This is a genomic window from Natrinema altunense, from assembly GCF_000731985.1.
Classification (GTDB): Archaea; Halobacteriota; Halobacteria; order Halobacteriales; family Natrialbaceae; genus Natrinema; species Natrinema altunense.
Map to the genome: position 1 here is coordinate 343,482 of NZ_JNCS01000002.1, position 23,771 is coordinate 367,252.

Sequence of the window (23,771 nt, forward strand, 5' to 3'; positions counted from 1 at the left end):
TTCTGACCATGGACATCGACGACATCAACACCATCACAGTTCTGGGTGCGGGCAACATGGGTCACGGTATCGCCGAGGTCGCCGCGATGGCGGGTTACGACGTGAACATGCGGGATATCAAAGAGGAGTTCGTTCAGAACGGCTACGAGCAGATCGAGTGGTCGCTGAACAAGCTCGCCGAGAACGACCAGCTCACCGAGGAGGAGGCCGACGCCGCCAAAGAGCGGGTGACGCCGCTGGTCGACATGGAAGCGGCCGTCGCCGACACCGATTTCGTCATCGAAGCGGTCCCCGAGCAGATGGAGATCAAACGGGACGTGTACACCGAACTCGAGGAGGCCGCGCCGGAGCACGCGATCTTCGCGACGAACACCTCGAGCCTCTCGATCACCGATCTCGCCGAGTTCACCGACCGTCCCGAGCAGTTCTGCGGGATGCACTTCTTCAACCCGCCGGTCCGAATGCCGCTCGTGGAAGTGATTGCGGGTGCCGAGAGCGCCGAAGAAACGCTCGATCTGACGGCGGAGCTCGCCGAGGACCTCGGCAAGACGCCGGTGCGGGTCCACAAGGACTCGCCCGGGTTCATCGTCAACCGCATTCTCGTTCCCCTCATGAACGAGGCTGCGTGGCTCGTCAGCGAGGACGAGGCGACCATCGCCGAGGTCGACTCGACGACGAAGTACGACATGGGCCTGCCGATGGGGAGCTTCGAACTCGGCGACCAGGTCGGCAACGACGTCAGCTATCACGTCCTCGAGTACATGCACGAGGTGCTGGGTGCGGCCTACGAGCCGGCACCGCTGCTCGCGGAGAAGGTCGAAAACGAGGAGTTCGGCAAGAAGACGGGCAAGGGCTTCTACGATTACGAGGACGGCGACGGCGTCGATATCCCGACCGACCAACAGTCGGACTTCGTCACGGAACGGCTCCTCGCGACGATGGCGAACGAGGCCGCGAAGCTGATCGGTGGCGACGTCGCCCCGCCGGAGTCGATCGACGAGGCCGTCAAGCTCGGGGCCGGCTTCCCCGATGGCCCCGTCAAACTGGTCGACGACTACGGCCTCGAGGCGCTCCACGAAACGCTCACGGCGGCCTACGAGGAGACCGGCCACGAGCGATACGCGCCCGCCGAATACCTCGCGGAACGGGCCGAAGCGGGCGGGTTCTACGACGACGAGGCGGACGCGGACGCGATGGACTTCGAGACGATCCGCGTCGAGTACCCCGGTGACATGGTCGGTCACGTCGTCCTCGACCGCCCCCACCGAATGAACACCATCAGCGACGACCTCCTCGAGGAACTGTCGACGGCGATCGAGCACCTCGAGGCCGACGACGACGTTCGAGCGCTCCTTGTCACCGGCGAGGGCGAGAAGGCATTTTCCGCGGGGGCGGACGTCCAGAGCATGGCCGGCGACGGTGCCGATCCGATCGAGGGACAGGAACTCTCGCGGCTGGGGCAGTCGACGTTCGGCGAACTCGAGGCCTGCGACATGCCCGTCGTCGCCGGCATCGACGGTTTCTGTCTCGGCGGCGGGATGGAACTCGCGACGTGTGCCGACCTGCGCGTGGCGAGTGACCGGTCCGAGTTCGGCCAGCCCGAACTCGATCTCGGGCTCATTCCCGGCTGGGGCGGGACCCAGCGGCTCAAGCACATCGTCGGCGAGGGGCGAGCCAAGGAGATTATCTTCACCGCGGAGCGCTACGACGCCGAAACGATGGCCGACTACGGCTTCGTCAACGAACGCGTCGCCAACGACGAACTCGAGGACCGCGCGCTCGAGTTGGCGACCGAACTCGCCGGCGGCCCGCCGATCGCTCAGCGGTTCGCCAAGCGCGCGATGCTCGCCGGCCGCGACGACACGGACGCCGGCCTCGAGTACGAGGCGTCCGCCTTTGGACACCTAATGGCGACCGACGACCTGATGGAGGGTATTACGGCCTTCATGGGCGACGAGGAGCCGGAGTTCGAAGGCAAATAAGCGACGGCGACCGACCGCGGCTGAACGGCGGGATCGGTTCGGGCCATTGCGCCGAGTTCATCGCGTTGGTGGCCCTATCCGGCCGTCGGCAACCGACCGCCGCTCCGACGATCTATCAGATTTCGAAGCGAACGCGACGCCGCTCGACGAACGATCTCGCGTCCGTGTCGGTTATGTGTCAACTATGCCACCCAGATCTGATAGTTGGTCGCGAGATTTATCACCCAGAGGTACCATTGGTGACGCGTGGCTGTAATCGATGAAGAGAACGGAGGGGAAACCCCATGAATGACGGGCCCGAGGTGCTCGTCGTCGACGACGAAGCCCGACTTGCGGACCTGTTCGCCGCGTGGCTGCAGGGCGAGTGGGCCATCGAGACGGCGTACGACGGCGAGGAGGCACTCGAGAAGATGGGCGATTCCGTCGAGGTCGTCCTGCTAGACCGGCGGATGCCGGGGCTCTCCGGTGACGAAGTTCTCGAGCGAATCCGCGGGCAGGGATACGATTCGCGGGTCGTCATGGTGACGGCGGTCGACCCCGACTTCGATATCATCGAGATGGGCTTCGACGACTATCTCGTCAAACCGGTCTCGAAGGACGAACTCGTCGAGATGGTCGCGGACGTCGCCGATCGCTCGGACTACGAAGCCGACATTCAGGAGTACTACGCCCTCGTCTCGAAGAAGGCGTTACTGGAGTCCGAGAAGGCCGACCGCGAACTCGCGGACAACACGGAGTATCAGGAACTCTGTGATCAGGTCGAGGCGCTCGAGCAGCGAGTCGACGAGACGGTCTCGGACATGTCCACCCACGACGACTTCGTCGGCGCGTTTCAGGATCTTCAGTCCGGGAACTGAGCGTCCAGTTCGAACTCGAAGCGTGCCCCTCCGCTCTCGCTCTCCGTCGCGACGACCGACCACCCGTGCCCGGTAGCGACTTCTCTGACGATCCAGAGGCCGATTCCTAACCCTTCCGTCGACGTGGACGCCGACGGATCGAAGAGTTCGTCCCGGAGTTTCGCGGGGAGCCCCTCGCCGTCGTCTTCGATAAAGAACCCGCGCGTCGCGTCCGCCCGCTCGTCGTCCTCGAGGGGCCCGATGCGAACGGTTTCGGTCGTCCCGCCGTGTTCGATACTGTTCCGGAAACAGTTCTCGAGGAGTCGCAGGAGTCGCGACCGGTCGGCCGAAAGCGTCACCGTCTCCGTGACCGCCAGCGTCGCCTCCGCAGTCGAGACGTGAGCCCACGCCTCGCGAGCGGCCGACTCGAGGTCGACGGGTTCGGTGTCGGCGGCCCACTCCCCCTCGCGGGCGATGGCCAGGACGTCATCGATGATCGACTCCATCCGGTCGAGTCCGTTGCGAGTCTTCGCGGCGTATCTGGAGTCGCCGGTCTCCTCGAACAGGTCCAGATAGCCCTGCGCGACGCCGAGCGGGTTCCGGAGGTCGTGGCTGACGATCCGGGCAAAGGCATCGAGTCGCTCGTTGCGTTCGCGGAGTTTCCGTTCTTGCCGTTTCCGCTCGGTGACATCGCGAAGCACGCCGACCGAGCCGCGGAACTCGCCGTCGGGAACCAGCACGGCAATCTGGACCTCACAGGGGATCGTTGCTCCGGCTTTCGTCTCCACGCTCAACTCGAGCGTGTCGGTGTCCTCCCCGTTTGCGAGGAGCGAACGAATGATCGTCTCACCGGCCTCGATGTCCGCCGAATCGAACAGAATCGAGACGTGTTCGCCGAGCAGTCCCTCGCGACTGAATCCGGTCATCTCGACGAGCGCGTCGTTGACGGTCATGAGGTGTCCCTCGTCGTCGAGCACGTACATGCCGTCACCGGCCGTCTCGACGAGTCGCTCGTACCGGTTGAGCGTTCGCTCCCGTTGCTCGAGTCGACCCCGGACGGCGATCGTCTCGAGGACGTGGGATGCGGCCCCGGCGATCGCCCGAATCGCATCCCGTTCGTGTTCGGAGAGCCGTTCCGTCGCGTAGATGACGGCGACGCCGTACAGGTCGCCGTTTGCGGCGAGCGGGACGGCGGTGACCGACCGAACGCCCCGCTCGAACGCGCGATCGTCGAAGGGGACCGTACCGCCGCTGCCCGCGTCGTACTGGTGGGCCCGAAGGGTCCGGGTCCGGATCACGCGCTCGAGCAGCGGGTGGTCGCCGGTGCCGATATCGAACGTTTGCTGGAGCGGCCACTCCGTGACGTCGGGATCGGACAGCCACGGAATGATCGCGCGTTCGCGGCGATCGTACTCCCCGAGCCAGGCGAACGCGAACCGATCGCCGTCCGTCAGTTCCTCGCGGAGCACGCGTTCGACGGTCAGCAGCGAGGTGGCGTCGACCAACCGACTCCGGACGCGACTCACGAGCCGCTCGAGGTCGTCGGGGAGGTCCCGGTCCCCGGCGACGGTCCCGTCGGCCGTGGCGCTCCCGCCGGCGTCGCCCTCGAGTTCGGTCGGCAGTTCGGCATCCGTCCCCGCCGCGATGTGTTCGGTGATCGTGTTCGAGAGGTGCGTCGCCGACTCGCCGTCGGCTGTCGGAGTGGTGACTCGTGCCAGCACGGCACCGGTATCACCATCCGTCTCCTGGTAGACGAACGTCGGCGTCCCCGACTCGACGGTATCGACGAGCGCGGCGGTGTTTGCGATCGTTCCCGCATCGATGACGACCGCGTCGATCGACTCGTGATTGAGCCGGTCGATTGCGTCGACGAATCGCTGTGCGATGATGACATCGACGGGTGCGTCCGTCAGCGACAGCGTAAGCGACGCCCGCGTCGAACGATCGGCACTGACACAGAGTACGCGTGACCGACTCATATCGGTGGAAAGCTGGCGTGAAACATCTCTGGCGCGACGATAGCGTGTTTGACGAGGGACATGACCCCGAACGGGATCGTTCTTTCGGCTGATCGGTCTATCGCCGGACGGCTCGGGGATCAGGTCCGGGGCGGCTCACGGGGCGGGCGTCCGATAGGACGAACGGACGACCGGCCGACGATCACGCTCGTTCAGGGGGCTTGGCCGTAGATCAGGTTGCGCTGGATCTCGTTTGCGCCCTCGTAGATGACGGGGATTCGCGCGTCGCGGTAAACGCGCGCGATCCGGCGTTCGTCGAGCACCGAGCGGCCGCCGTGGAACTGCATCCCCTGCTCCGCGACGTCGACGGCCGTCTCCGTCGCCTTCGTCTTCGCCATCGCAGCCCAGTAGCCCGCGTTGTCCTCGTTGGCGACCTTCTCGCGGGCGCGCCAGACGAGAGTCCGGGCGCTTTCGAACTCGACCAGCATGTCCGCGAGGCCGTGCTGGACGGACTGGAAGTCGCTGATCGTCCGACCGAACTCCTCGCGGTCGTGGGTGAACTCCCAGGCTTCCTCGATGGCGGCCGCCGCGATACCGATGCCGTGGCCGGCGACGGCGACGCGGCCGTGGTTGAAGAAGTCCGCGAGCAGCATGAAGCCGTCACCCTCCGACCCGATCAGGTTCGCCGCGGGAATCCGGCAGTCGTCGAACTCGATGTGTGCCTGTTTCGAGGCACGCATCGCCATCTTCTCGGGGATGTGTTCGGCCTCGTAGCCGTCCGTATCCGTCGGGACGATGAACATCGAGTGGTTGCCGTAGCGGTTGTCCTCGTCGTCGCCGGTGCGCGCGTAGAGCGTTATCCAGTCCGCTTCGACGCCGTTGCCGATCCAGTACTTCTCGCCGTTGATGACGTACTCGTCGCCGTCCCTCTCGGCCGTGGTCTGCATCCCCGCGAGGTCGCTGCCCGTCTCCGGCTCCGAGACCGCCAGTCCGGACCGTTGCTCGCCCTCCGCGACGGGGCGAACGTATCGTTCGCACTGCTCCTCGGAGCCGTGCTCGTAGGTGATCTCGCAGCCGAAACTCGCCAACTGCAGCGTCAGCGCGATCCCCGCGTCGGCCCGGTAGAACTCCTCCGTCATCGCGAGCAGCTGGGCCAGATCGAGCCCCCGACCGCCCCACTCCTCGGGGATGTCCTGTGCGACGAGGTTCGCTTCTCGACCCGCCTCGAGGATCTCCTCGGGATAGTCCCCCGACTGAAAGTACTCCTGTGCGTTGGGTTTGATGTGCTCCTGTGCGAACTCGCGAGCCTCTGCCTTGATGTCGCGTGCGTGTTCCGGGACGATGCTGTCGTCGAGCAGTTCCATACTCGCAAGACGGTCCGGCGGTGGAAATAGTCGGGGGCAACTATAGTAGCCCCTGAACGTCAATGCACACCTGACCGCATGATGGCGTTGCGGTCAGTGTGTGAATCGTTTCAGTGGCTACGATAGTGCAACCCGAACCCGCGCTTTCGCGGCGCGCTCCCATTACCGGAGCATCCGGACGAGGTCGTCCGTCGAAACCGCCGCGTCCGCGTGCGCCTCGAGCAGGTGGATGTCCCAGACGAGATCGGCCAGCAGGTGGGCGTAGAGGACGACGCCGGTTACGATCGCGAGGGGGATGCTGACGGCGGCGGTCGCCGGAACGACGACGCCGCCGATCACCACGTGGCTCAACAGTCGCGAGAGGACGCCCACGTCGCCGGGCTCGAAAATCGCCGACTGATCGGTGACCGCTGCACGCGGGTTCGAGAGACAGAACCGCACGGCATCCCAGTGCCCGGTCTTGAACCGGGCGATGAGGACGTGATCGAAATCGATGCAGACGCCGACGGCGGTGCCGTAGGCGACGACCGCCGCAGACGGGATCGATCGGCCAAGTACGGAAACCGGCGGGAGCAGGACCGTCAGCACGCCGGCGACGACCAGCGAGATCGCTGCGTGGTGTTTCGAGTAAATCGGGACTCACCCACGCTGACGACACCGTGTGGCTACTAAGTCGTCACGCAGCCGTTCGTGCCTGTCGGTCGAAATCGGTCCGACGGCGACTCGACTAGCCGGCGAAGCCGGACAGCGACCACTCCTCGTCGCCGTCCTCGTCCGCGATACTCGGCGCGCTCACGAGCACGAACGCGCTTTCGCGGTCGCCGTTGCGGATCTGGCGCGTCGATTCGGGCGGTATCCACAGCGCGTCGCCGGTCTCCATCGCGACCGGCTCGTCGTCGACGACGACCGTCGCCGTCCCCTCGATGAGAACGTAGACCTCCTCGTGATCGTTGTCCGTGTGGTCGTGGGGCTTGCTGTTCCAGCCGGGGTCACAGCGGGCGACCGTTACCCCCACCTGCTCGGTCTCGAGGGGATCGCTGAGAACGTGCATCGCGCTCGAGACCTGCTCGACCTCCTCGTAGTTGACCTTCCGGTATGTCATATCTCCTCATTCACGAGGGCGACAGTAAAACCATACTATCGACGGCAATCGGATGTCGGGTCGGCAAGCCGGTCGGCGAGTCGGTCACGCGACCGGTAGCAGACGAGAGAGACGCTCTCCGCGGGACGGTGGCGTCTCGTCCTCGCCGACGGGAGTCCCCGTTGCACGTGGTGGCGTCCGTCGGAGGTGGGCCGAACACGCGTCGATCATCGGCGGGATCGACGCCTGTGCCGACGTGATCGAACTCGCGGTCGCCCTCGAGTGACCGAGACGCCGCTCGGCGAACGCGTCGCTGTGCCGTGGACGGCCGTTTCGATGCGGGTACCGACCGAACTGCGAAAACGACCGACCGATCGGCGACGCTCCGCCGTTCCCGTCCGACCCGAAGGTCCAGCGGCCCCGACCGATCGCCCCCGTTCTCTCGAGTGCGGTAATAACTCGGCTCGCTATAGCACTACGTGTTGTTAACAGAGAAGCCATCCAGCGCCCAGTGTTAATAATATCGACTTGTGAAATAATAACCCTTATACTTCGCTGGGACGACTCTCACGTATGAAGCTGACACGGCGTGCGCTGGTGACGGGGGGAACCGGCGCAGTCGCGACCGGAGCACTCGCCGGCTGCCTCGACGACGTCGGCAGCGCGAACGCGGCGTTCGACAGCGGGTACGCCGCCTTCTTCACCCTGTGGGACTGGGCCGACCGAGTGAGCGGCGACGCGGTCGACTTCCGGAATCCGATCGGAACCGGCCAGGCCGGACACGGCTGGTCACCGAGCGGCGATCTCACTCGAGACATCGCGGACGCCGGTGTGTTCGTCTACTTCGATACGCCCGAGTTCTCGTGGGCGCAGGACATCGCGGCGACGCTCGAGGCCGACTACGACACGGTCACCGTGATCGACGGACTCGACGGGCTGGACGACCGCCTCCTCGGCTGGGATCACGAGGTCGATGCCGGCAATCAGCACGACGATACCGACGGGCATCATCACGGAGCCGATGACCACGATGGACACGACCACGATCGGTCGTCGATCGATCCGCACGCCTGGCTCGATCCAGTCCTCGCACAGGACATCGTCGACACCATCGCTGATGGACTCGCAGCGGCGGACTCGGACAACGCCGAGACCTACGAGACCAACGCCGACGAGTACACCTCGGGCCTCGAGTCCCTCGACCGGACGTTGCGCGAACTGTTCGAGACGGCGGAGCGACGGCTCGCCGTCCTCGCCGGCCACGACTCCTTTACGTACCTTCAGGAGCGATACGGGTTCGAGCTTCACACGCCCGTCGGGGTCTCACCTCAGGAGAATCCGTCCGCCGAGGAAATCTCCGAAACGATCGATCTGGTCGATTCGAACGGGATCGAGACGATCCTGTACGATCCCTTCGAGGCACCCACCAGCCAGTATCCGCCGCTCGTCGATACCATCCTCGAGGGGAGCAACGCCACCGACGCGATGCCGCTGACCCACCTCTCGGGTACCCTCGCGAAGTGGCACGAGCAGGGGTGGGGCTACCGGACCCAGATGGAAGAAATAAACGTCCCCGCGTTCAGAGAGGCACTAGGCGCACAGTGACCGTCGTCAGCCTCGAGAACGTGACGTTTGCCTACGCCGAGCAGCCGGCCGTCAAAGACGTCTCGCTGACGGTCGAGGAGGGTGACTTTCTGGGGCTGGTCGGACCCAACGGGTCGGGGAAGACGACCCTCCTGCATCTCATGCTCGGCCTGCACAGTCCCGACAGCGGCTCGATCGAACTCTTCGGCGAGCCGGTCGCCGCGTTCGACGACGGCGAGCGGATCGGCTACGTCTCCCAGCAGGCGACCAGCCGCGGCGGCTCGATGCCGGTCACCGTCCGCGAAGCCGTCACCATGGGCCGGTTCGCGCACGCGGGCCACGGGCGACTGACCGACGCGGACCGCGCGACCGTCGACGACGCGCTCGAGACGGTCGGCATCGCCGACCTGGCCGACCGACAGGTCAACCAGCTCTCCGGCGGCCAACGCCAGCGGGCCTACATCGCACGCGCGCTGGCCTCCGAAGCGGACCTGCTGGCGTTGGACGAGCCGACCGTCGGCGTCGACGCCGAATCCCGCGACGCGTTCTACCAGTTGCTCGAGTCGCTCAACGCGTCGGGGATCACGATCATTCTGATCGAACACGACATCGGCGTCGTCACGGATCGTGCAAACCGGATCGCCTGCATCAACACGGAGCTTTACCATCACGGTGACACCGAATCGTTCGTCGAAAGCGACGCCCTGACCGAGGCCTACGGTGCGACGGGCCAGGTCCTTCATCACCACCACTAATGGGACGGATCGGACCTCTCCGCCGCCGACTCGAGCAGGTCGGGCTCGGACTGACCGCGATCCTCGCGGTCGCGATGATCGGCCTGCTGACCGTCGATGCACTGCGATCGTACCCCTTCGCGGGCGGCCTCTACGACCAGGCCCGGATCGCGGGCCGATTGCTCGACTCCCTCCTCGGGACGAACGTCTTCTCTCATCCGTTCATGTGGCGATCGATCGCGACCGGAATCCTGATCGGGGTCGTCGCGCCGCTGGTCGGCACCTACCTCGTCCACCGCGAGATGGCCCTGATCGGCGAGACGCTGGCTCACACGGCCTTCGCCGGGGTCGCCGTCGGTCTCCTCGTGAGCGCGACGACCGGCTGGGAGGGATCGCTCATGCTCGTCGCGCTCGTCGTGGGAATCCTCGGTGCCCTGGGCGTCCAGTGGCTGGCCGAGCGGACCAACACCTACGGCGACGTCCCGATCGCGATCATGCTGACCGGGAGCTTCGCCGTCGGGACGCTCATCATCAGCTACGGCCGCGGGATGAGCGGGTTCAACGTCGAGGGCTACCTCTTCGGGAACATCTCGGTCGTCACCCCGTCGGGGGCACGGCTGATGGCCGTCATCAGCGTCCTCGTCGTCGGCGTCATCGTCGCGACGTACAAACAGTTGCTTTTCATCACCTTCGACGAGCAGGCCGCCCGCGTCGCGCGGCTCAACGTCACCTGGTACAACACGCTGCTGATCGTGATGACGGCCATCGTCGTCGTCGGCGCGATGCAGATCCTCGGCGTCATCCTCGTCGCCGCGATGCTCGTCGTCCCCGTCGCCGCGGCAACGCAGGTCGCCCACAGCTTCCGGGAGACGCTCTCGCTGTCGATTCTCTTCGGGCAGGTGTCGGTTATCGGTGGCTTCGTGGTCTCGATCTCCCAGGGGCTGCCCACCGGCGGCTCGATCGTCGTCGTCGCCATCGCCTGTTACCTGCTCGCGATCCTCGCCTCGAGTCGATCGACGGCACCGATCTCGACGCACTGAGTCCCGTCACGGTGGAAGGTCGCTTCGTAACCGGCCGACGCAGGCGGTACATCGAACGTCACCGTCCGGTTGCCATCCGTGTCAGTACGCGATGACGGAGACGGCTCGAATCCGAGCGGTGCGCTCCGGCGGCCAATCCCCGGCCGGAACCGTCGGCGGTCACGTGAATCCCGATTCGGTTCCCCGACGGCGGGAACATGCTACACCCTTAACAGCCTACTCCGCCAATCACCGACCGATGGGACGGTTATCCACACTCTTCGATCCCGAGACCGTCGCCGTGGTCGGTGCGACCGACCGCGAGGGCGCAGTCGGACGGGCGATCCTCGAGAACCTCAAGGCGGGGTTCGACGGCGAGGTCGTCCCGATCAATCCCTCGCGCGACGAAGTGCTCGGGCTCGAGTGTTACGAAGATGTGCAGCACGCGCCGCCGATCGATCTGGCGGTGGTCGTCGTACCGCCCGATATCGTACTCGACTCGGTCCGCGAACTCGCCGCGGCGGGCACCGACGACATCGTCGTCATCACCGCCGGCTTTGCCGAGACGGGCGGGGACGGTGCCGAGCGCGAACGGCAACTGCGCGAGATCGCCACCGAGAACGACCTCAACGTCGTCGGCCCGAACAGCCTCGGGATCATGTCGACGCCCACGGGCATGAACGCCACGTTCGGCCCCGAGGACGCCCGTTCGGGTTCGATCTCTTTTATGAGCCAGTCCGGCGCGTTCATCACCGCCGTGCTGGACTGGGCCAACGAACAGGGGATCGGCTTTCAGGACGTGGTCTCGCTCGGCAACAAGACGGTCCTCGACGAGACGGACTTCGTCCGGGAGTGGGGCGACGACCCCGAGACCGATGTCATCATCGGCTATCTCGAGGACATCGACGACGGACAGGGGTTCATCGAGGCCGCTCGCGAGGTGACGGCGGAGACGCCGATCGTCCTCGTCAAGTCCGGCCGCACGGACGCCGGTGCCCAGGCCGCGTCCTCACACACCGGCGCGATCGCCGGCAGCGAACGGGCGTACGAGGCCGGTCTCGAGCAGGCCGGCGTGCTCCGCGCCCGCTCGGTACAGGAACTGTTCGACTACGCGCGGGCGTTGGCCGGCCTGCCGGAGCCCGAATCCGACGGCGTCGCCGTTGTGACCAACGCCGGCGGTCCCGGCGTGCTCACGACCGACGCCGTCGGTGATTCGACCCTCGAGATGGCCAGTTTCACCGACGAGACGATCGACCGACTCGCCGCGGCGATGCCCGACGAGGCCAACGTCTACAACCCGATCGACGCGATCGGCGACGCCGACATCGAGCGCTTCGGCGAGGCCCTCGAGATCGCGCTCGAGGACCCGAACGTCGGCAGCGCGGTCGTCGTCGCCGCGCCGACCGCGGTGTTGCCCTACGACGACCTCGCCGAGAAGGTGATCGAGAAAGTCGAGACGCACGATACGCCGGTCGTCACCTGCCTGATGGGCGGTAAACGCGCTCGCGACGCCGAGACGACGCTCCGGGAGTCCGGCATCCCGAATTACTTCGATCCCTCGCGGGCCGTCTCGGGGCTCGACGCGCTCGCCCGGTATCGGGACAGCAGCGAGCGGACGATCGACGAACCCCGGACGTTCGACGTCGACCGCGAGCGCGCTCGCGAGGTCCTCGAGCGCGCGCGACGACGGAACGACAACCGGCTCGGGGTCGAATCGATGGACCTGCTCGAGGCCTACGGCATCCCGACCCCACAGGGGGAGATCGTCGACGATCCCGACCGCGCACGGGAGGTCGCCGAGAGTATCGACGGCGATGTCGTCATGAAGATCGTCAGTCCCGACATCACCCACAAGTCGGACATCGGCGGCGTCAAAGTCGGCGTGGCCGCGGCCGACGTCTACGACGCCTACGAGGATATCGTCGCTCGAGCGCGCAACTACCAGCCCGACGCGACGATCACCGGCGTCCAGGTACAGGAACTGCTCGACCTCGACGCGTCGACCGAGACCATCGTCGGCATGAATCGCGACCCGCAGTTCGGTCCGCTCTTGCTGTTCGGCCTCGGCGGCATCTTCGTCGAAATACTCGAGGACACCTCGGTTCGCGTGGCCCCGGTCGACGAAGGAACGGCCCGCGAGATGGTCGACGAGATCCAGGCTGCCCCGCTGTTGCGCGGCGCTCGCGGCCGCGAGCCCGCGGACGTCGACGGCGTCGTCGAAACGGTGCAGCGACTCTCACAGCTGGTGACTGACTTCCCGTCGATCCTCGAACTCGATATCAACCCGCTCGTAGCGGGCCCCGATGGCGTACAGGCGATCGACCTGCGACTCACCGTCGATCCGGACGAACTCGATACGGAGGAACCATGACCGACACCGACTCAGAACCCGACTCCACGGACGCCGATCCCAGTACCGACACCGCCGACAGCGATCCCGCCGCCGCCAGCGGTGACTCCCAGACGCTGCTCGTCAGTTCGCTCGAGGCAAGCACCGGCAAGACGGCCATTACGCTGGCGCTCGCCCGCCTCGCGGCCGCCGACGGCGAGAGCGTCGGCTACATGAAACCCAAAGGCACCCGACTGCAGAGCAACGTCGGGAAGACCTTAGACGAGGACCCGCTGCTCGCCCGGGAACTACTCGACCTCGACGCCGAGATGCACGACCTCGAGCCGGTGGTCTACTCGCCGACGTTCGTCGAGCAGGCGATCCGCGGCCGCGAGGACCCGGCCGAACTCCGCGACCGGGTCCGCGAGGCGTTCGAGACGCTCGCGGCGGATCACGACCGGCTGTTCGTCGAGGGCGGCGGCCGGTACGACGTTGGGGGGATCGTCGACCTCGCCGACGCCGATATCGCGAATCTGTTGGACGCGCGCGTCCTGCTGGTCGCGCCCTACGAGATGCCGTCGGACGTCGACGACATCATCGCCGCCGCCGAGACGTTCGGCGACCGCCTCGCCGGTGTCGTCTTCAACGACGTTCCCGACGCGGTCTACGACAGCCTCGAGACGGACGTCGTCCCGTTCCTCGAGGGGCGAGGCATCCCCGTCTACGGCGTGCTCCCGAGCGAGCGGAAGCTGTCCGGCGTGACGGTCGCCGAACTCGCCGACGAACTCGGTGCCTCGACGCTCGTCGACGATGGACAGGACAACTACGTCGAACGGTTTACCGTCGGCGCGATGGGACCCGACAGCGCCCTCCGGCACTTCCGGCGGACGAAAGACGCCGCCGTCATCACCGGCGGCGACCGCGCCGAGATCCACACTGCCGCGCTCGAGGCCCCTGGCATTCGCTGTCTCATCCTCACCGGTGGCCACCGCCCGTCGGGAGCGATCGTCGGCCAGGCCAGCGAGAAAGGCGTCCCGATCCTGTCGGTCCAGACGGATACGCTCACGACCGTCGAGCGCGCCGAGGATATCGTTCGCAGCGGGCGCACGCGGGATGCGGAGACCGTCGACCGGATGGAACGGCTGTTGTCCGATCACGCGGCCGTCGACTCGATTCTCGGGTAGGGCGTGCGTCCTGGATCGGGACGTAATCCGGCCCGGGCCGTCCCTCGGATGAGTCGGCCGCGTCGTCTTCGCGTCGCTGACTGTCGTGTCTGACCAAAAGTTAAGAGTCCGCCACGCATGAGGCCAGTTATGGACGACATTCCCCAAGAAATCACGTCTCTCGTCGGCCGCGAGGTGTACTCGAACAACGGCGTCTTCGTCGGCGAAGTCGAGGACCTTCGACTGAACGTCGACGGCGAAGCCGTCACCGGTCTGGCGCTGGCGAAATTAAACGGCGAACTGTTCGCGGAGGAAGCCCGCAGCGGACAGGGTATCATCGTTCCCTACCGCTGGGTCCGCGCCGTCGGCGACGTCATCCTCATCAACGACGTGGTCGAGCGCGTCCGCGATCCCGACGAGGAAGAGGACGAACTGCTGGCCTGATTGCGGCCCCGCGTTCGCGATTTAGCTTCCGTTCGAGCTTTCGCTGCTGCTTCCCTCGACGCCCATCGCGTCGAACAACGTCCGCTTGACCGCTTCCTCGGTCAGTTCGAGCAACGTGTCCCGCGTATCCTCCGAAATCTCGATCCCGGTGAAAATCCCCAGCGGGATCTCCGCGCTGGCCTGGGTCGAGTGGCCGGCCGTCTCGCCGATCTCGCCGTAGGCGTCGGCCAGCACCTTCCCGATGTTGATGCGGATGTCCTTCGACCGGCCGGCGAGGAAGATCGTCTCGTCGGCGATTCCGAACACCGCGGTCGTGGTGACGCCCTCGAGGTTCAGGAGGTGGCTGGCGGCCTGGGTCAGCGCCTCGCGGTCGCGGACGAAGCCGGCGTTGGAGACGAGATGGCTCCCCTGGACGTCCCGGTTCGTAATCGCCTCCGCGAGCACGTCGAGGGTTTCGGGGGACATCGACGGGGATTCGACCTGCTCGAGGGTATCGTGGTTGGCGAAGGGGTAGAGATAGGCGGCGGCGGTCAGGTCGGCGGGGGTCGTGTCGCGTTTGAAATCCAGGGTCTCCGCGCGGATGCCGTAGAGCAAGGCGGTCGCGACCTCCTCGGAGACGTTCATGTCGAACTCCTGGATGTACTTCGTCATGATCGTCGACGTCGAGGACATGTTCGGCCGGATGTCGACGAACTCGGGTTCGACCCCCTCCTCGGTCTCCGTTTCGTGATGATCGATCACGATGTCGACCGGCAGTTCCATCTCGCCCGAGGTCGCGTGATCGACCAGAGCGACGGTGTCGTAGACGGAGTGGTCCTCGATCTCGTCCCACTGAACGAGATCGATGCCGAGCAGGTTGACGAACGCCCGGTTCTCCTGGTGGCCGACATCGCCGAGATAGATGATGTCTGATTCGATGCCGAGGTGTGTCGCGATCGCCTGCAGCGCCGCGGCGCTGGCGATCGAGTCCGGATCGGGGCTGTCCTGGGTGATGATCGCCAGCCGCGTCGCCGTCTCCTCGACCAGATCGGCGAGTTTGCCGGCGTTGTACTCGAGTTCGCCCGACTCGAGAGCTCGCAGTGCGGATTCGGCGATGACGGAGGACGGGTTGATGACGATGTCGGCCCCGAGCTCCGAGAGTTCGTCGCCGGAGACGGGATCGCTCGCGCGGGCGACGATGAACTGATCGGCACCGCTCTCGCGGATGTGCTCGACGGCGCGTTTGTTCGATTCGACGTTCGAGGCGAGAATGAGGACGACGTCGCGGTCGGCCACCAGATCGGCGATCTCGGCGTCGCGAATGTCGGCCGTCTTGGCGTCCAGGTCCTGATCTCGCAGCGATTCGACGCGGCTGTCGTCGCGGTCGATGATGGAAACGTCTTTGCCCTGTTCGACGAGTTCCTCCGCGACCGCGTATCCCACGCTTCCACAGCCCAAGATAGCGTAGTCAGAAATTGACGAAATCGTAACCCCCGTGCTCATTGCCCGAGTGGTCGGACCGGCAGCACTTAACGCTCCCGAAGGCTCCGATGGGATGAGAGTGTCCGCCCGACGACTCGAGTTCGAGGGTCGTCCCGCGTGGATCACTGCCACGGCGGCTGCCAAGGGAAACGTATTTGAACGACCGAGGGAAAGTCGGAGGTACAGGGCCGGTAGCTCAGTCCGGCAGAGCGTCTGACTCTTAATCAGACGGTCGCGTGTTCAAATCGCGCCCGGCCCGCTTTTGCGACGACGACTCTCGCGAGGAGCGAAGCGGCGACAGCGATTTGAACGAGACCAGAAAGGCACAGCGACGCGAGCATTTACAGGCGGAGTGCACAATCGCAGCCGGCCCGCTACGCTGCTGCGAACGAAATCGTGAGCGGCGGGTAACGGAACCGCGAGGTTCGAGTGGAGGTCGCGACAGCCTCGAGTCCGGGCTCACTCCGTCGCGGTCGTCTCCGCGGGTGGGTCCGCACCCGCCTCGTCGGCCATCGCGTGAAGGTGCTCGAGCAGGAGGCCGACCCCTTCCGGCTTGATCCAGGTCGTGACCGCCCCCTCGTCTTCGACCTCCGTAATGACCCGCTCGGCGTCGCGGACGGGGATCGAGAACTCGACCGGTTGGTCGAAGCGGTCCTCGTTTCCGTCGACCAGGGATTTGACCTCCGCGAGTTCGCGGCGGACGTACTCGTAGGGGACCATCGACTCGGTCTCGTCGCCGATGACGAACCGGCGGGTGCGTCCGTCATCGAGGCGGAGTCTGACGACGCCCGCGTCGATGCGGTCGTCCTCGAGATACTCCGCCAGTACGTCCTCGAAGAAGTCGGTCGTCATCCGATCGCCTCGCAGTTTCGAGTCCGAGTGATCCGGCGTCATGGGTCCAACTATCGGTCGAGTTATAGATGGCTGTACCGACGACTCCTATGCTCTGGGAACCGCGGCTGATCGTGTCCGATCACATCTCCGTCTTTGAGGCCTGTTGTGGCGGAATTTTGCCACCGGAGTGCGTACCCGCGGAACGGAAAAATCCCGCGACGAACATCTTCCCGTGATCTCTCACGAACTCGAAACGTTGTGCCCCGGTTATAGGTGCGTGCTCCAGAGGGTCGATTGGAGAGGTGCCCACAATGTCACGATCCGAGTCACCGGCCGAGTCGATTGCGGAGCAGGAGGAACGAATCAAGCGCCACTTGAGCGCTTCGAGGGAGATCGCGGAGCGCCTGGAGTTCGACGACCAACTCAGCTTCGAGATGGGATTGCCCAGTCCGGGCCGTCGGACGTTCATCAAGACCAGCGGCGTCGTGGCGGCGTCGGCGGCACTGGCGGGCTGTGCCGGCGACGATGACGACGATGACGGGCCGGAGTCGACGGACGACGAGGAGTCGCCCGACGAGGAACCGCCGGCGGCCGAACGGAGCGAAACAGTGCAGTTGGCCGCCAAGCAGTACGAGTTCCAGCCACAGGAGATCCGGGTCCCGCCGAACACGGAGCTCACGATCGAGTTCACGCAGTCGACTTTCGAGGAGAACGAGGAGTTCACGATGCATACGTTCTACCTCGAGGACCCGTACGACATCGGTCCTATCGAACTCCCCGAGAACACGAACGACGAACTCATCGATTCGGTCACGTTCGTCACCGACGAGGAGGGGACGTTCGATTTCGAGTGTAGCGCCTACTGCGGGGACGGCCACGCCCAGATGAACGGCCAACTGTACGTCGTCCCGGAGGGCGAGTCCGTCGACGAGGTCGACTTCACCGACATGGGGACGCTGAAGGAGCGCCACGAGATCCTCAAGGAGGAACGCGAACTGGCCCAAGAGCCCCAACACGACCTCGATCTGCGGGACATCATGGTCGTCACCGAGCGCAACAACGCCTCGGTGGCGATGATCGATACGGTCAACGACCGACTCATGGAGCGCGTCGAGAACGTGGGGAAGGCGATCCACGTCCACGACTTCCATCCGGAACTGCCCGAGCAGACCCGGGAGGGCGCGTACGTGTACACACAATCCCGGCAGGGCGAGATGTACAAAATCGACCTGTTCGACTTCGAACGGGTCGCCGTCGCCGACGCCGGGACGGACGCCCGGGACATCGCCGTCTCCCGGGACGGCAACTACGTGATCGGCGGGTTCTACAACCCGAACCATCTGGTCATCTGCGACGCCGAGACGATGGAGCCGATCAAGCGGATTCCGACCCACACCGTCAACCCGGACGGCGAGAGCCTGGGGAGTCGCGTCTGCTCGCTGTACGACGTCCCCGAGGAGGGGCTGTTCCTCGCGGGCCTGAAAGAGGGGGGCGAGGTGTGGCTCATCGATTACACCCAAGAGGACTTCCCGGTCGTGGCGACCATCGAGTGCGGTCGGACCCTCCACGACGGGTTCTTCACGGCGGACGGCCGCTACTTCATGATCGCCTCCCAGACGGACAACCAGATGGACATCATCGACACCCACGAGCGGCGCCACGTCGCCGCGATCCCGATGGACGGGGTCCCCCACCCCGGTCCGGGCGCGCTGTACCCCGACGAGGATCTCGCCTTTACCACCCACGCCGGCTCGCCGAGCGTCGGCGTCTGGAACACGGAGACCTGGGAAGCGGAGAAAACGATCGACGTCAGAGGGTCCGGGCTGTTCATCCGGAAACACGAGCACAGCGACTACGTCTGGGCCGACGTCATCCTCACCGACAGCGAGGACGACGCCTACGTCTACACCATCGATCCCGACACCCTCGAGGTGGACCAGGAGATCGACTGTAGCCAGTGGGGAGCCGCGGCGGCGATCCATCCGGAGTTCAGCCGCGACGGCGAGAAGGTCTACATCAGCGTCTGGAAAGGCGAGAACGAATCGATCCTCGTGTTCGATCCGAACACGGGCGAGTTGCTCACCCAGATCGAAGACCTGCTGGCACCGACCGGCAAGTTCCTCGGCGTCCGCGCGGAGGGGCACTGATCGCGGTCGATCGCTCCCACAGGCCCATGCCCGAGAGACATTCCGACGCGATGACGACGACACCCGCGCGACGAGGAGCGGGACCGCTCGCGCTCGTCAAGCACCTCCGCGGTGAGGGGCTGACGGTGATCGACGCGGTTGCCCACGAACCGCTCGGTCGGATCGGCGACGGTCGCCAGCCCCACGCACTCGCCGTCCGTCCCGGCGGCCGCTGGGCGTACGTCCCGTACATGGCGTCGAACGAACTCGAGATCGTCGACCTCTGGACGCTGTCCGTCGCGGATCGCGTCGATGAGGTCGGGACCGCGCCCGTGGGAGCGGTGCTGAGCCGGACGGGGCGGTACCTGTTCGTCAGTACCTACGGCGGTCTCCCGGGCAACGACCGCCCGGGACTGGTCGTCTTTCGGACGGCCGGCGAGCGGGTCGAACCGATCGCGCAACGCCCCGTCGGGAAGGCCGCCGGCCTCGCCGTCGACGCTGCCAACGACGTGTGGGTCGCGCTGCGAGACGGCGACGAGTTGCTCCGGCTCGGCGGGACGCCCCCGTTCGACGTCCTGGATCGGTTCGCGGTCGGTGCCGGTCCGCAGGACCTGGCCTCCGAACCGAGCCGAGGACTGCTTGGCGTGAACAACGCCGACGGGGACAGCGTGACCGTCGTCGATACGCGCGCGGCGACGGTCCTCGGGACGGTCCCCGCCCCGAACCCGCGGGGCGGGACCGCCGTGCCCGGCAGCGACCGCTGGGTCGTCGGCGACACGGCGGGTGACGGCCTCACGGTCATCGACCTCGAGGCGGTCCGACGCGGGGACGGCGAGGGGGCGGTCGCCGACCGCGTCGCGCTGGGAACGCCGACGGCTTTTCCCGACGTCACCCCGGACGGTGCCGTCCTCGCCGTCGGCGCGTACGACGACGACCGGGTCACGTTCCTCGATCCCTCGAGTCTGGATGTCGTCGCGCGCGTCGAGACCGGGCCAACACCGCGCCACCCGCGGTTCAGCGCGGACGGCGGGGTCTGTTACGTCCCCAGCGTCGACGCCGACGCGGTGACCGTCATCGACGTCGACGACGTTCGGTCCGGCGACCCCGACCCGATCGTAACGACGATCGATGTGCCCGAGGGGGCCGCCCCTGCGGGCTGTTTTCGTACCGATAGAGGGAGAGACACATGACACCGGATACTGATACTGACACCGTTGCGAGCGACCGCTCGTCCGGCGCGCCGACGATCGTGAAAAACGCCGCGAGCAGCCACTTCAGCGCGGTCGATCTCGTCGCGGGCGAGGTCGTCGCGGAGTTCGGCGAGGGCCGGTACCCGCACACGGCGTTGTTCCACCCGGACGAACCGGTCGCGTACCTGTTGTACATCGCCAGCGCCCATCTCGAGGTGGTCGATCTCGACCGACTCGAGACCGTCCAACGCGTCGACCGACTCGGAACGATGCCCGTCGGGAGTGCGCTCGGTCCGGACGGCGACGTGCTGTTCGTCGGGACCGCAGTCGACCTACCCGAGGCGTCGGAGCCGGGCGTCCTCGCGTTCGCGATCGGCGAGGACGGCCGGCTCGAGCCCGCGGGCATGCGGCCGCTCTCGCGGAGTTCCGGCATGCGAATCGGTCCGGACGACCGGCTCTACGTGGGCCAGAAGACCGAAAACGAGATCGCCGTCCTCGGTGCCGACCCCGGCCTCGATCTCGAGGCGTCGATCCCCGTCGGCGCGGAGCCACACGACCTGTACGTCCTCGCGGAGGGGCTGGTGGTCGCCAACCACGCCGGCGGGTCGTCGGCCGCGTTCGTCGACACAGCTGCTGAGCGGGTGCGCTGTACCGCCGAGACGGGGACGAACCCCCACGGGTTCGCCGTCGCCGACGGGCCGGACTACCGGTACGGGCTGTTCCCGGCCCGCGAGGACGACCGCGTCGCCGTCGTCGACCTCGAGGCGGTCGCGGCCGGCGACGATTCGCCGACCGAACGGCTGCTCGACGTCGGGACGACGACCGGCTTCGCCGCGACGACGCCGGACGGCCGCTACGCGATCGTCGACTCCTACGAGGAGCCGTTCGTGACGATCCTGGACCTGACCGCCCTCGCGGTCGCCGGCCGCGTCGATGTCGGCGGGGAACCGCTCCACGTCGTCTTCGGTCCCGACGGACAGGAGTGTTACGTCGGGAACATGACACGGAGCGACATCGCGGTACTGGACGCGCGACCGCTCGCCGACGGTCGCCCGGCGGACGTCGCCGTCGACCGCCGAATCGACGGACTCGGCGAGAAACCGAGCGGTATCTTCCGCCCGGAGGTGGACCAATGATCGATCTCACGCGACTCATCAGAGGCCTCGACAACCGCCCGGAACAGATCCAATACGAGAACCGCCGCGCGAGCGATGCGCTCGTCCCGTTGGTCGTCTGGAACACGACCCCCGCCTGCAACCTGCGGTGTAAACACTGCTACTTCGGGGCCTGCGACGAGCGCGACAGCGAGGAGCTGTCGACGGCCGAGGCCAAGGCGTTCATCGACTCGTTGGCCGCGGTGAACGTCCCGGTGCTCGTGTTCAGCGGGGGCGAGCCGTTCTTCCGCGACGACATCGCCGAACTCACCCGGCACGCGTCCGAGCGGGGAATCCGACCGATCGCCTCGAGCAACGGCACGTTCCTCACCGAGGAGCGCGCCGAAGCGGTCGCCGACGCGGGGATGCAGTACGTCGGCGTCTCGCTGGACGGCGTCGGGGCGACCAACGACGAGTTCCGCGGCGTCGACGGGGCCTTCGAACGGGCCCGCAACGGGCTTCGCAACGCCCGCGACGCCGGGATGGGAACCGGCATCCGGTGTACGATGACCGAGGGGACCGTCGACGACGTCCCTGACGTGATCGACCTCGCCGTCGAGGAGGGGATCGACCGGGTGAACGTCTTCCACCTGATCTACTCCGGACGTGGCGGTGACATCACCGACGCCGACCTCTCCGTCGAGCGCACGCGGGCGGTCGTCGACTCCCTCTACGAGCGCACCAAAACGCTCGCCGAAACCCATCCCGACATGCAGCTCCTGACCGCCGGCAACTACGCGGACGCGGTCTACCTCTACCACCGCATTCGGGAGGACATGCCGGCCCACGCGGACCGGGCGCGAAAACTCCTGTTCGACGACGGTCCCGGTCGCGTCGTCAAGAACGGCGACGCCGGTCCCAAGGTCGTCAACGTCGACCACCGCGGCGACGTCCACCCGAGCATGTTCCTCTCGCAGTACACGCTCGGGAACGTCCGCGAGCGCCGCCTCGACGAGATCCTCGCCGACAGCGACCTCTGGGACGAACTGGCCGAGCCGACCGACCACCTGAAGGGGAAATGCGGCCGCTGTCCCTGGAAGGAGGTCTGTGGCGGGAACTCCCGGGCCCGCGCCGCGGCGGTCCACGACGACCTCTGGGCTGAAGACCCCCGGTGTTACCTCACCGAGGCCGAATACAGCACCGACGAACTGCCGACCGACCACGCGCCACCGGTCGACGCGACCGCAGCACTCGAGTAGGCCCATGCACGTCCCCGACTCAGCACCACCGGACGCGAGACCCGAGCCCGAGCCGTCGCCGGTCGCGGCGGTGCCGAAGAGCGTCCGCCGGCTCGCGTGTTACCGGGTCGATCATGAGAGCTGCTCGACCGAGGAACTGGGTGCGATCGGCCCGGACGACCCCGTCGCCGCCGCCCGGCGGATCGCGGCCCACGACCGCGTGACCGAGGCGGTCGTCCTCTCGACGTGCAACCGCGTCGAGGCGTATCTCAGCATGCGCACGCCGGCGGACCGGGACGCGGGGCTCGAGGCCGCGCGCGAGGCGCTGGGCGATCCCGACCGCGCGCGGACCGAGACCGGACTCGCAGTCGTCGACCACCTGTTTCGCGTCGCCTGCGGCCTCGAGAGCGCCGTCATCGGCGAGGCACACGTCCTCGGGCAGGTCCGTCGAACGTTCGAGACGGCGCTCGAGGCGGACCTCGCGGGCGGGGTGGTGACCCGGGCCGCGGACGCGGCCGTCTCGGTGGGACGGCGCTGTCGCGACGAAACCGGGATCGCCGAGGGAACGGTCGGCTACGGGAGCGCGACCTGCGAGGCCATCGTCGACGAGGGCGGCGCGCCCGACCGCCTCGTCGTCGTCGGTGCCGGCGAACTGGCGACCGAGGTGGCGAACGCCGCCGGCCACCGCTGGGACTGCCGCGTCGACGCCGTCAACCGCTCGGCCGCCCCGGCGCTTCCGACCGACGACGGTCGTGACTGGCCGCTCGAGGCCCTCGAACGGGCGCTCGCCGACGCCGACGCGATCGTGACGGCGACGGGCGCGCCGGACCCGGTGGTGACCCCCGAGGCGATGCGGCGAGTCGGGCCGGGGACGCCCGTCGTGGACCTGGCGAGCCCGCCAGACGTCGCCGAGCCCGTGCGGCGATCGGCCGTGCCGGTCGTGGCTCTCGCGGACATTCAGACTCGTATCGGGGCGGCCGTGACGGATCGGCGGGCGGCGGTCCCGGCGGTCGAGGATGCGGTCACCGACGCGGTCGCGGCCTTCGTCGACCGGGAACGCGAGAACCGCGCCGAGGACACGCTCCGCGAACTCCACCGGGCGGCGGCTGCGATCCGCGAGAGCGAACTCGAGCAGGCCCAAGCTCGCCTCGAGAACGGGACCGATCCCGAGACCGTCCTGGCGGACTTCGCCAGCGCGCTGACCGGGTCGCTCCTCGGCACGCCGACCGAACGCCTCCGGACGGCCGCGCGCGACGGCGACGATGCGGTCATCGACGCCACCCACCGGCTGTTCGATCTCGACGGCGATCGCGAGCGGTCGGAGTGACCGCGTT

19 protein-coding genes and 1 tRNA gene are annotated in these 23,771 nt (G+C 66.8%); 14 read left to right on the plus strand and 6 right to left on the minus strand.

The genetic code is table 11. The features are described 5' to 3' along the window. Positions 1–8 precede the first annotated feature (8 nt). Positions 9–1,982, plus strand: a complete 1,974-nt coding sequence (locus ALTAJ2_RS05895; RefSeq protein ID WP_007108313.1) for a 3-hydroxyacyl-CoA dehydrogenase/enoyl-CoA hydratase family protein — start codon at positions 9–11, stop codon at positions 1,980–1,982. A 284-nt stretch (positions 1,983–2,266) separates the two neighbouring features. Further along, positions 2,267–2,839, plus strand: coding sequence for a HalX domain-containing protein (locus ALTAJ2_RS05900; RefSeq protein ID WP_007108314.1), 573 nt, complete (start codon positions 2,267–2,269; stop codon positions 2,837–2,839). On the opposite strand, the gene ALTAJ2_RS05905 is transcribed toward ALTAJ2_RS05900, so the two are convergent. The 4 genes from ALTAJ2_RS05905 to ALTAJ2_RS05920 form a co-directional block, all read right to left on the minus strand. Beyond that, a complete protein-coding gene (locus ALTAJ2_RS05905; RefSeq protein ID WP_007108315.1) occupies positions 2,824–4,797 on the minus strand; it encodes a PAS domain S-box protein in 1,974 nt (657 codons plus the stop codon). The genes ALTAJ2_RS05900 and ALTAJ2_RS05905 overlap by 16 nt on opposite strands. Positions 4,798–4,988: 191 nt before the next feature. Beyond that, positions 4,989–6,140, minus strand: a complete 1,152-nt coding sequence (locus ALTAJ2_RS05910) for an acyl-CoA dehydrogenase family protein (protein ID WP_007108316.1) — start codon at positions 6,138–6,140, stop codon at positions 4,989–4,991. Positions 6,141–6,302: 162 nt separating this feature from the next. Further along, a complete protein-coding gene (locus ALTAJ2_RS05915; RefSeq protein WP_007108317.1) occupies positions 6,303–6,728 on the minus strand; it encodes a hypothetical protein in 426 nt (141 codons plus the stop codon). A gap of 139 nt (positions 6,729–6,867) precedes the next feature. Beyond that, complete coding sequence (locus ALTAJ2_RS05920; protein ID WP_006186601.1) at positions 6,868–7,242, minus strand: cupin domain-containing protein; 375 nt, start codon at positions 7,240–7,242, stop codon at positions 6,868–6,870. Positions 7,243–7,794: 552 nt separating this feature from the next. Here ALTAJ2_RS05920 and ALTAJ2_RS05930 point away from each other — a divergent pair. From ALTAJ2_RS05930 to ALTAJ2_RS05955, 6 genes are all read left to right on the plus strand, one after another. Then, complete coding sequence (locus ALTAJ2_RS05930) at positions 7,795–8,826, plus strand: metal ABC transporter substrate-binding protein (RefSeq protein WP_007108320.1); 1,032 nt, start codon at positions 7,795–7,797, stop codon at positions 8,824–8,826. Beyond that, the gene (locus tag ALTAJ2_RS05935) at positions 8,823–9,560 is read left to right on the plus strand and encodes a metal ABC transporter ATP-binding protein (RefSeq protein ID WP_007108321.1); all 738 of its coding nucleotides are present in this window, start codon (positions 8,823–8,825) and stop codon (positions 9,558–9,560) included. Before ALTAJ2_RS05930 ends, ALTAJ2_RS05935 begins: the two co-directional genes overlap by 4 nt. Beyond that, complete coding sequence (locus ALTAJ2_RS05940; protein ID WP_007108322.1) at positions 9,560–10,579, plus strand: metal ABC transporter permease; 1,020 nt, start codon at positions 9,560–9,562, stop codon at positions 10,577–10,579. The genes ALTAJ2_RS05935 and ALTAJ2_RS05940 overlap by 1 nt, the downstream gene beginning before the upstream one ends. Before the next feature lie 238 nt (positions 10,580–10,817). Beyond that, complete coding sequence (locus tag ALTAJ2_RS05945) at positions 10,818–12,929, plus strand: acetate--CoA ligase family protein (RefSeq protein WP_007108323.1); 2,112 nt, start codon at positions 10,818–10,820, stop codon at positions 12,927–12,929. Continuing rightward, positions 12,926–14,071: a phosphotransacetylase family protein gene (locus ALTAJ2_RS05950; RefSeq protein WP_007108324.1), complete on the plus strand. Its 1,146-nt coding sequence runs from the start codon at positions 12,926–12,928 to the stop codon at positions 14,069–14,071. The genes ALTAJ2_RS05945 and ALTAJ2_RS05950 overlap by 4 nt, the downstream gene beginning before the upstream one ends. Positions 14,072–14,200: 129 nt before the next feature. Further along, positions 14,201–14,494, plus strand: coding sequence for a PRC-barrel domain-containing protein (locus ALTAJ2_RS05955; protein ID WP_006186607.1), 294 nt, complete (start codon positions 14,201–14,203; stop codon positions 14,492–14,494). Positions 14,495–14,515: 21 nt separating this feature from the next. Here the strand turns inward: ALTAJ2_RS05955 and ALTAJ2_RS05960 are convergent, their stop codons facing one another. After that, positions 14,516–15,976: a DHH family phosphoesterase gene (locus tag ALTAJ2_RS05960; RefSeq protein WP_007108325.1), complete on the minus strand. Its 1,461-nt coding sequence runs from the start codon at positions 15,974–15,976 to the stop codon at positions 14,516–14,518. Positions 15,977–16,140: 164 nt separating this feature from the next. On the opposite strand from ALTAJ2_RS05960, the gene ALTAJ2_RS05965 reads away from it, so the two are divergent. Next, a tRNA-Lys gene (locus ALTAJ2_RS05965) sits at positions 16,141–16,214 on the plus strand. A 200-nt stretch (positions 16,215–16,414) separates the two neighbouring features. Here ALTAJ2_RS05965 and ALTAJ2_RS05970 read toward each other — a convergent pair. Beyond that, entirely contained in the window at positions 16,415–16,849 is a 435-nt protein-coding gene (locus tag ALTAJ2_RS05970; RefSeq protein WP_007108326.1) for a hypothetical protein, read from the minus strand. A gap of 251 nt (positions 16,850–17,100) precedes the next feature. Here ALTAJ2_RS05970 and ALTAJ2_RS05975 point away from each other — a divergent pair, with 251 nt between their 5' ends. The 5 genes from ALTAJ2_RS05975 to hemA are packed head-to-tail and all read left to right on the plus strand — an operon-like array spanning position 17,101 to position 23,764. Continuing rightward, complete coding sequence (locus ALTAJ2_RS05975; RefSeq protein WP_007108327.1) at positions 17,101–18,936, plus strand: cytochrome D1 domain-containing protein; 1,836 nt, start codon at positions 17,101–17,103, stop codon at positions 18,934–18,936. Between the two features lie 26 nt (positions 18,937–18,962). After that, positions 18,963–20,105 carry a beta-propeller fold lactonase family protein gene (locus ALTAJ2_RS05980; RefSeq protein ID WP_007108328.1) on the plus strand — a complete coding sequence of 381 codons (1,143 nt, stop codon included), beginning with the start codon at positions 18,963–18,965 and terminating at the stop codon, positions 20,103–20,105. Further along, positions 20,102–21,241, plus strand: a complete 1,140-nt coding sequence (locus ALTAJ2_RS05985) for a YncE family protein (RefSeq protein WP_007108329.1) — start codon at positions 20,102–20,104, stop codon at positions 21,239–21,241. The genes ALTAJ2_RS05980 and ALTAJ2_RS05985 overlap by 4 nt, the downstream gene beginning before the upstream one ends. After that, positions 21,238–22,458 (plus strand): radical SAM/SPASM domain-containing protein, encoded by a 1,221-nt coding sequence (locus tag ALTAJ2_RS05990; RefSeq protein WP_007108330.1) that lies wholly within the window; start codon positions 21,238–21,240, stop codon positions 22,456–22,458. Before ALTAJ2_RS05985 ends, ALTAJ2_RS05990 begins: the two co-directional genes overlap by 4 nt. Positions 22,459–22,462: 4 nt before the next feature. Further along, the gene (gene hemA / locus ALTAJ2_RS05995; RefSeq protein ID WP_007108331.1) at positions 22,463–23,764 is read left to right on the plus strand and encodes a glutamyl-tRNA reductase; all 1,302 of its coding nucleotides are present in this window, start codon (positions 22,463–22,465) and stop codon (positions 23,762–23,764) included. The last annotated feature ends 7 nt before the right edge of the window (positions 23,765–23,771 follow it).

Bases quoted from the DNA above. Each gene is read 5' to 3' on its own strand.
- ALTAJ2_RS05895 (WP_007108313.1), top strand. From the start codon at position 9: ATGGACATCGACGACATCAACACCATCACAGTTCTGGGTGCGGGCAAC.
- ALTAJ2_RS05900 (WP_007108314.1), top strand. From the start codon at position 2,267: ATGAATGACGGGCCCGAGGTGCTCGTCGTCGACGACGAAGCCCGACTT.
- ALTAJ2_RS05905 (WP_007108315.1), bottom strand. From the start codon at position 4,797: ATGAGTCGGTCACGCGTACTCTGTGTCAGTGCCGATCGTTCGACGCGG.
- ALTAJ2_RS05910 (WP_007108316.1), bottom strand. From the start codon at position 6,140: ATGGAACTGCTCGACGACAGCATCGTCCCGGAACACGCACGCGACATC.
- ALTAJ2_RS05920 (WP_006186601.1), bottom strand. From the start codon at position 7,242: ATGACATACCGGAAGGTCAACTACGAGGAGGTCGAGCAGGTCTCGAGC.
- ALTAJ2_RS05930 (WP_007108320.1), top strand. From the start codon at position 7,795: ATGAAGCTGACACGGCGTGCGCTGGTGACGGGGGGAACCGGCGCAGTC.
- ALTAJ2_RS05940 (WP_007108322.1), top strand. From the start codon at position 9,560: ATGGGACGGATCGGACCTCTCCGCCGCCGACTCGAGCAGGTCGGGCTC.
- ALTAJ2_RS05945 (WP_007108323.1), top strand. From the start codon at position 10,818: ATGGGACGGTTATCCACACTCTTCGATCCCGAGACCGTCGCCGTGGTC.
- ALTAJ2_RS05950 (WP_007108324.1), top strand. From the start codon at position 12,926: ATGACCGACACCGACTCAGAACCCGACTCCACGGACGCCGATCCCAGT.
- ALTAJ2_RS05955 (WP_006186607.1), top strand. From the start codon at position 14,201: ATGGACGACATTCCCCAAGAAATCACGTCTCTCGTCGGCCGCGAGGTG.
- ALTAJ2_RS05960 (WP_007108325.1), bottom strand. From the start codon at position 15,976: ATGAGCACGGGGGTTACGATTTCGTCAATTTCTGACTACGCTATCTTG.
- ALTAJ2_RS05970 (WP_007108326.1), bottom strand. From the start codon at position 16,849: ATGACGCCGGATCACTCGGACTCGAAACTGCGAGGCGATCGGATGACG.
- ALTAJ2_RS05975 (WP_007108327.1), top strand. From the start codon at position 17,101: ATGTCACGATCCGAGTCACCGGCCGAGTCGATTGCGGAGCAGGAGGAA.
- ALTAJ2_RS05980 (WP_007108328.1), top strand. From the start codon at position 18,963: ATGCCCGAGAGACATTCCGACGCGATGACGACGACACCCGCGCGACGA.
- ALTAJ2_RS05985 (WP_007108329.1), top strand. From the start codon at position 20,102: ATGACACCGGATACTGATACTGACACCGTTGCGAGCGACCGCTCGTCC.
- ALTAJ2_RS05990 (WP_007108330.1), top strand. From the start codon at position 21,238: ATGATCGATCTCACGCGACTCATCAGAGGCCTCGACAACCGCCCGGAA.
- hemA (WP_007108331.1), top strand. From the start codon at position 22,463: ATGCACGTCCCCGACTCAGCACCACCGGACGCGAGACCCGAGCCCGAG.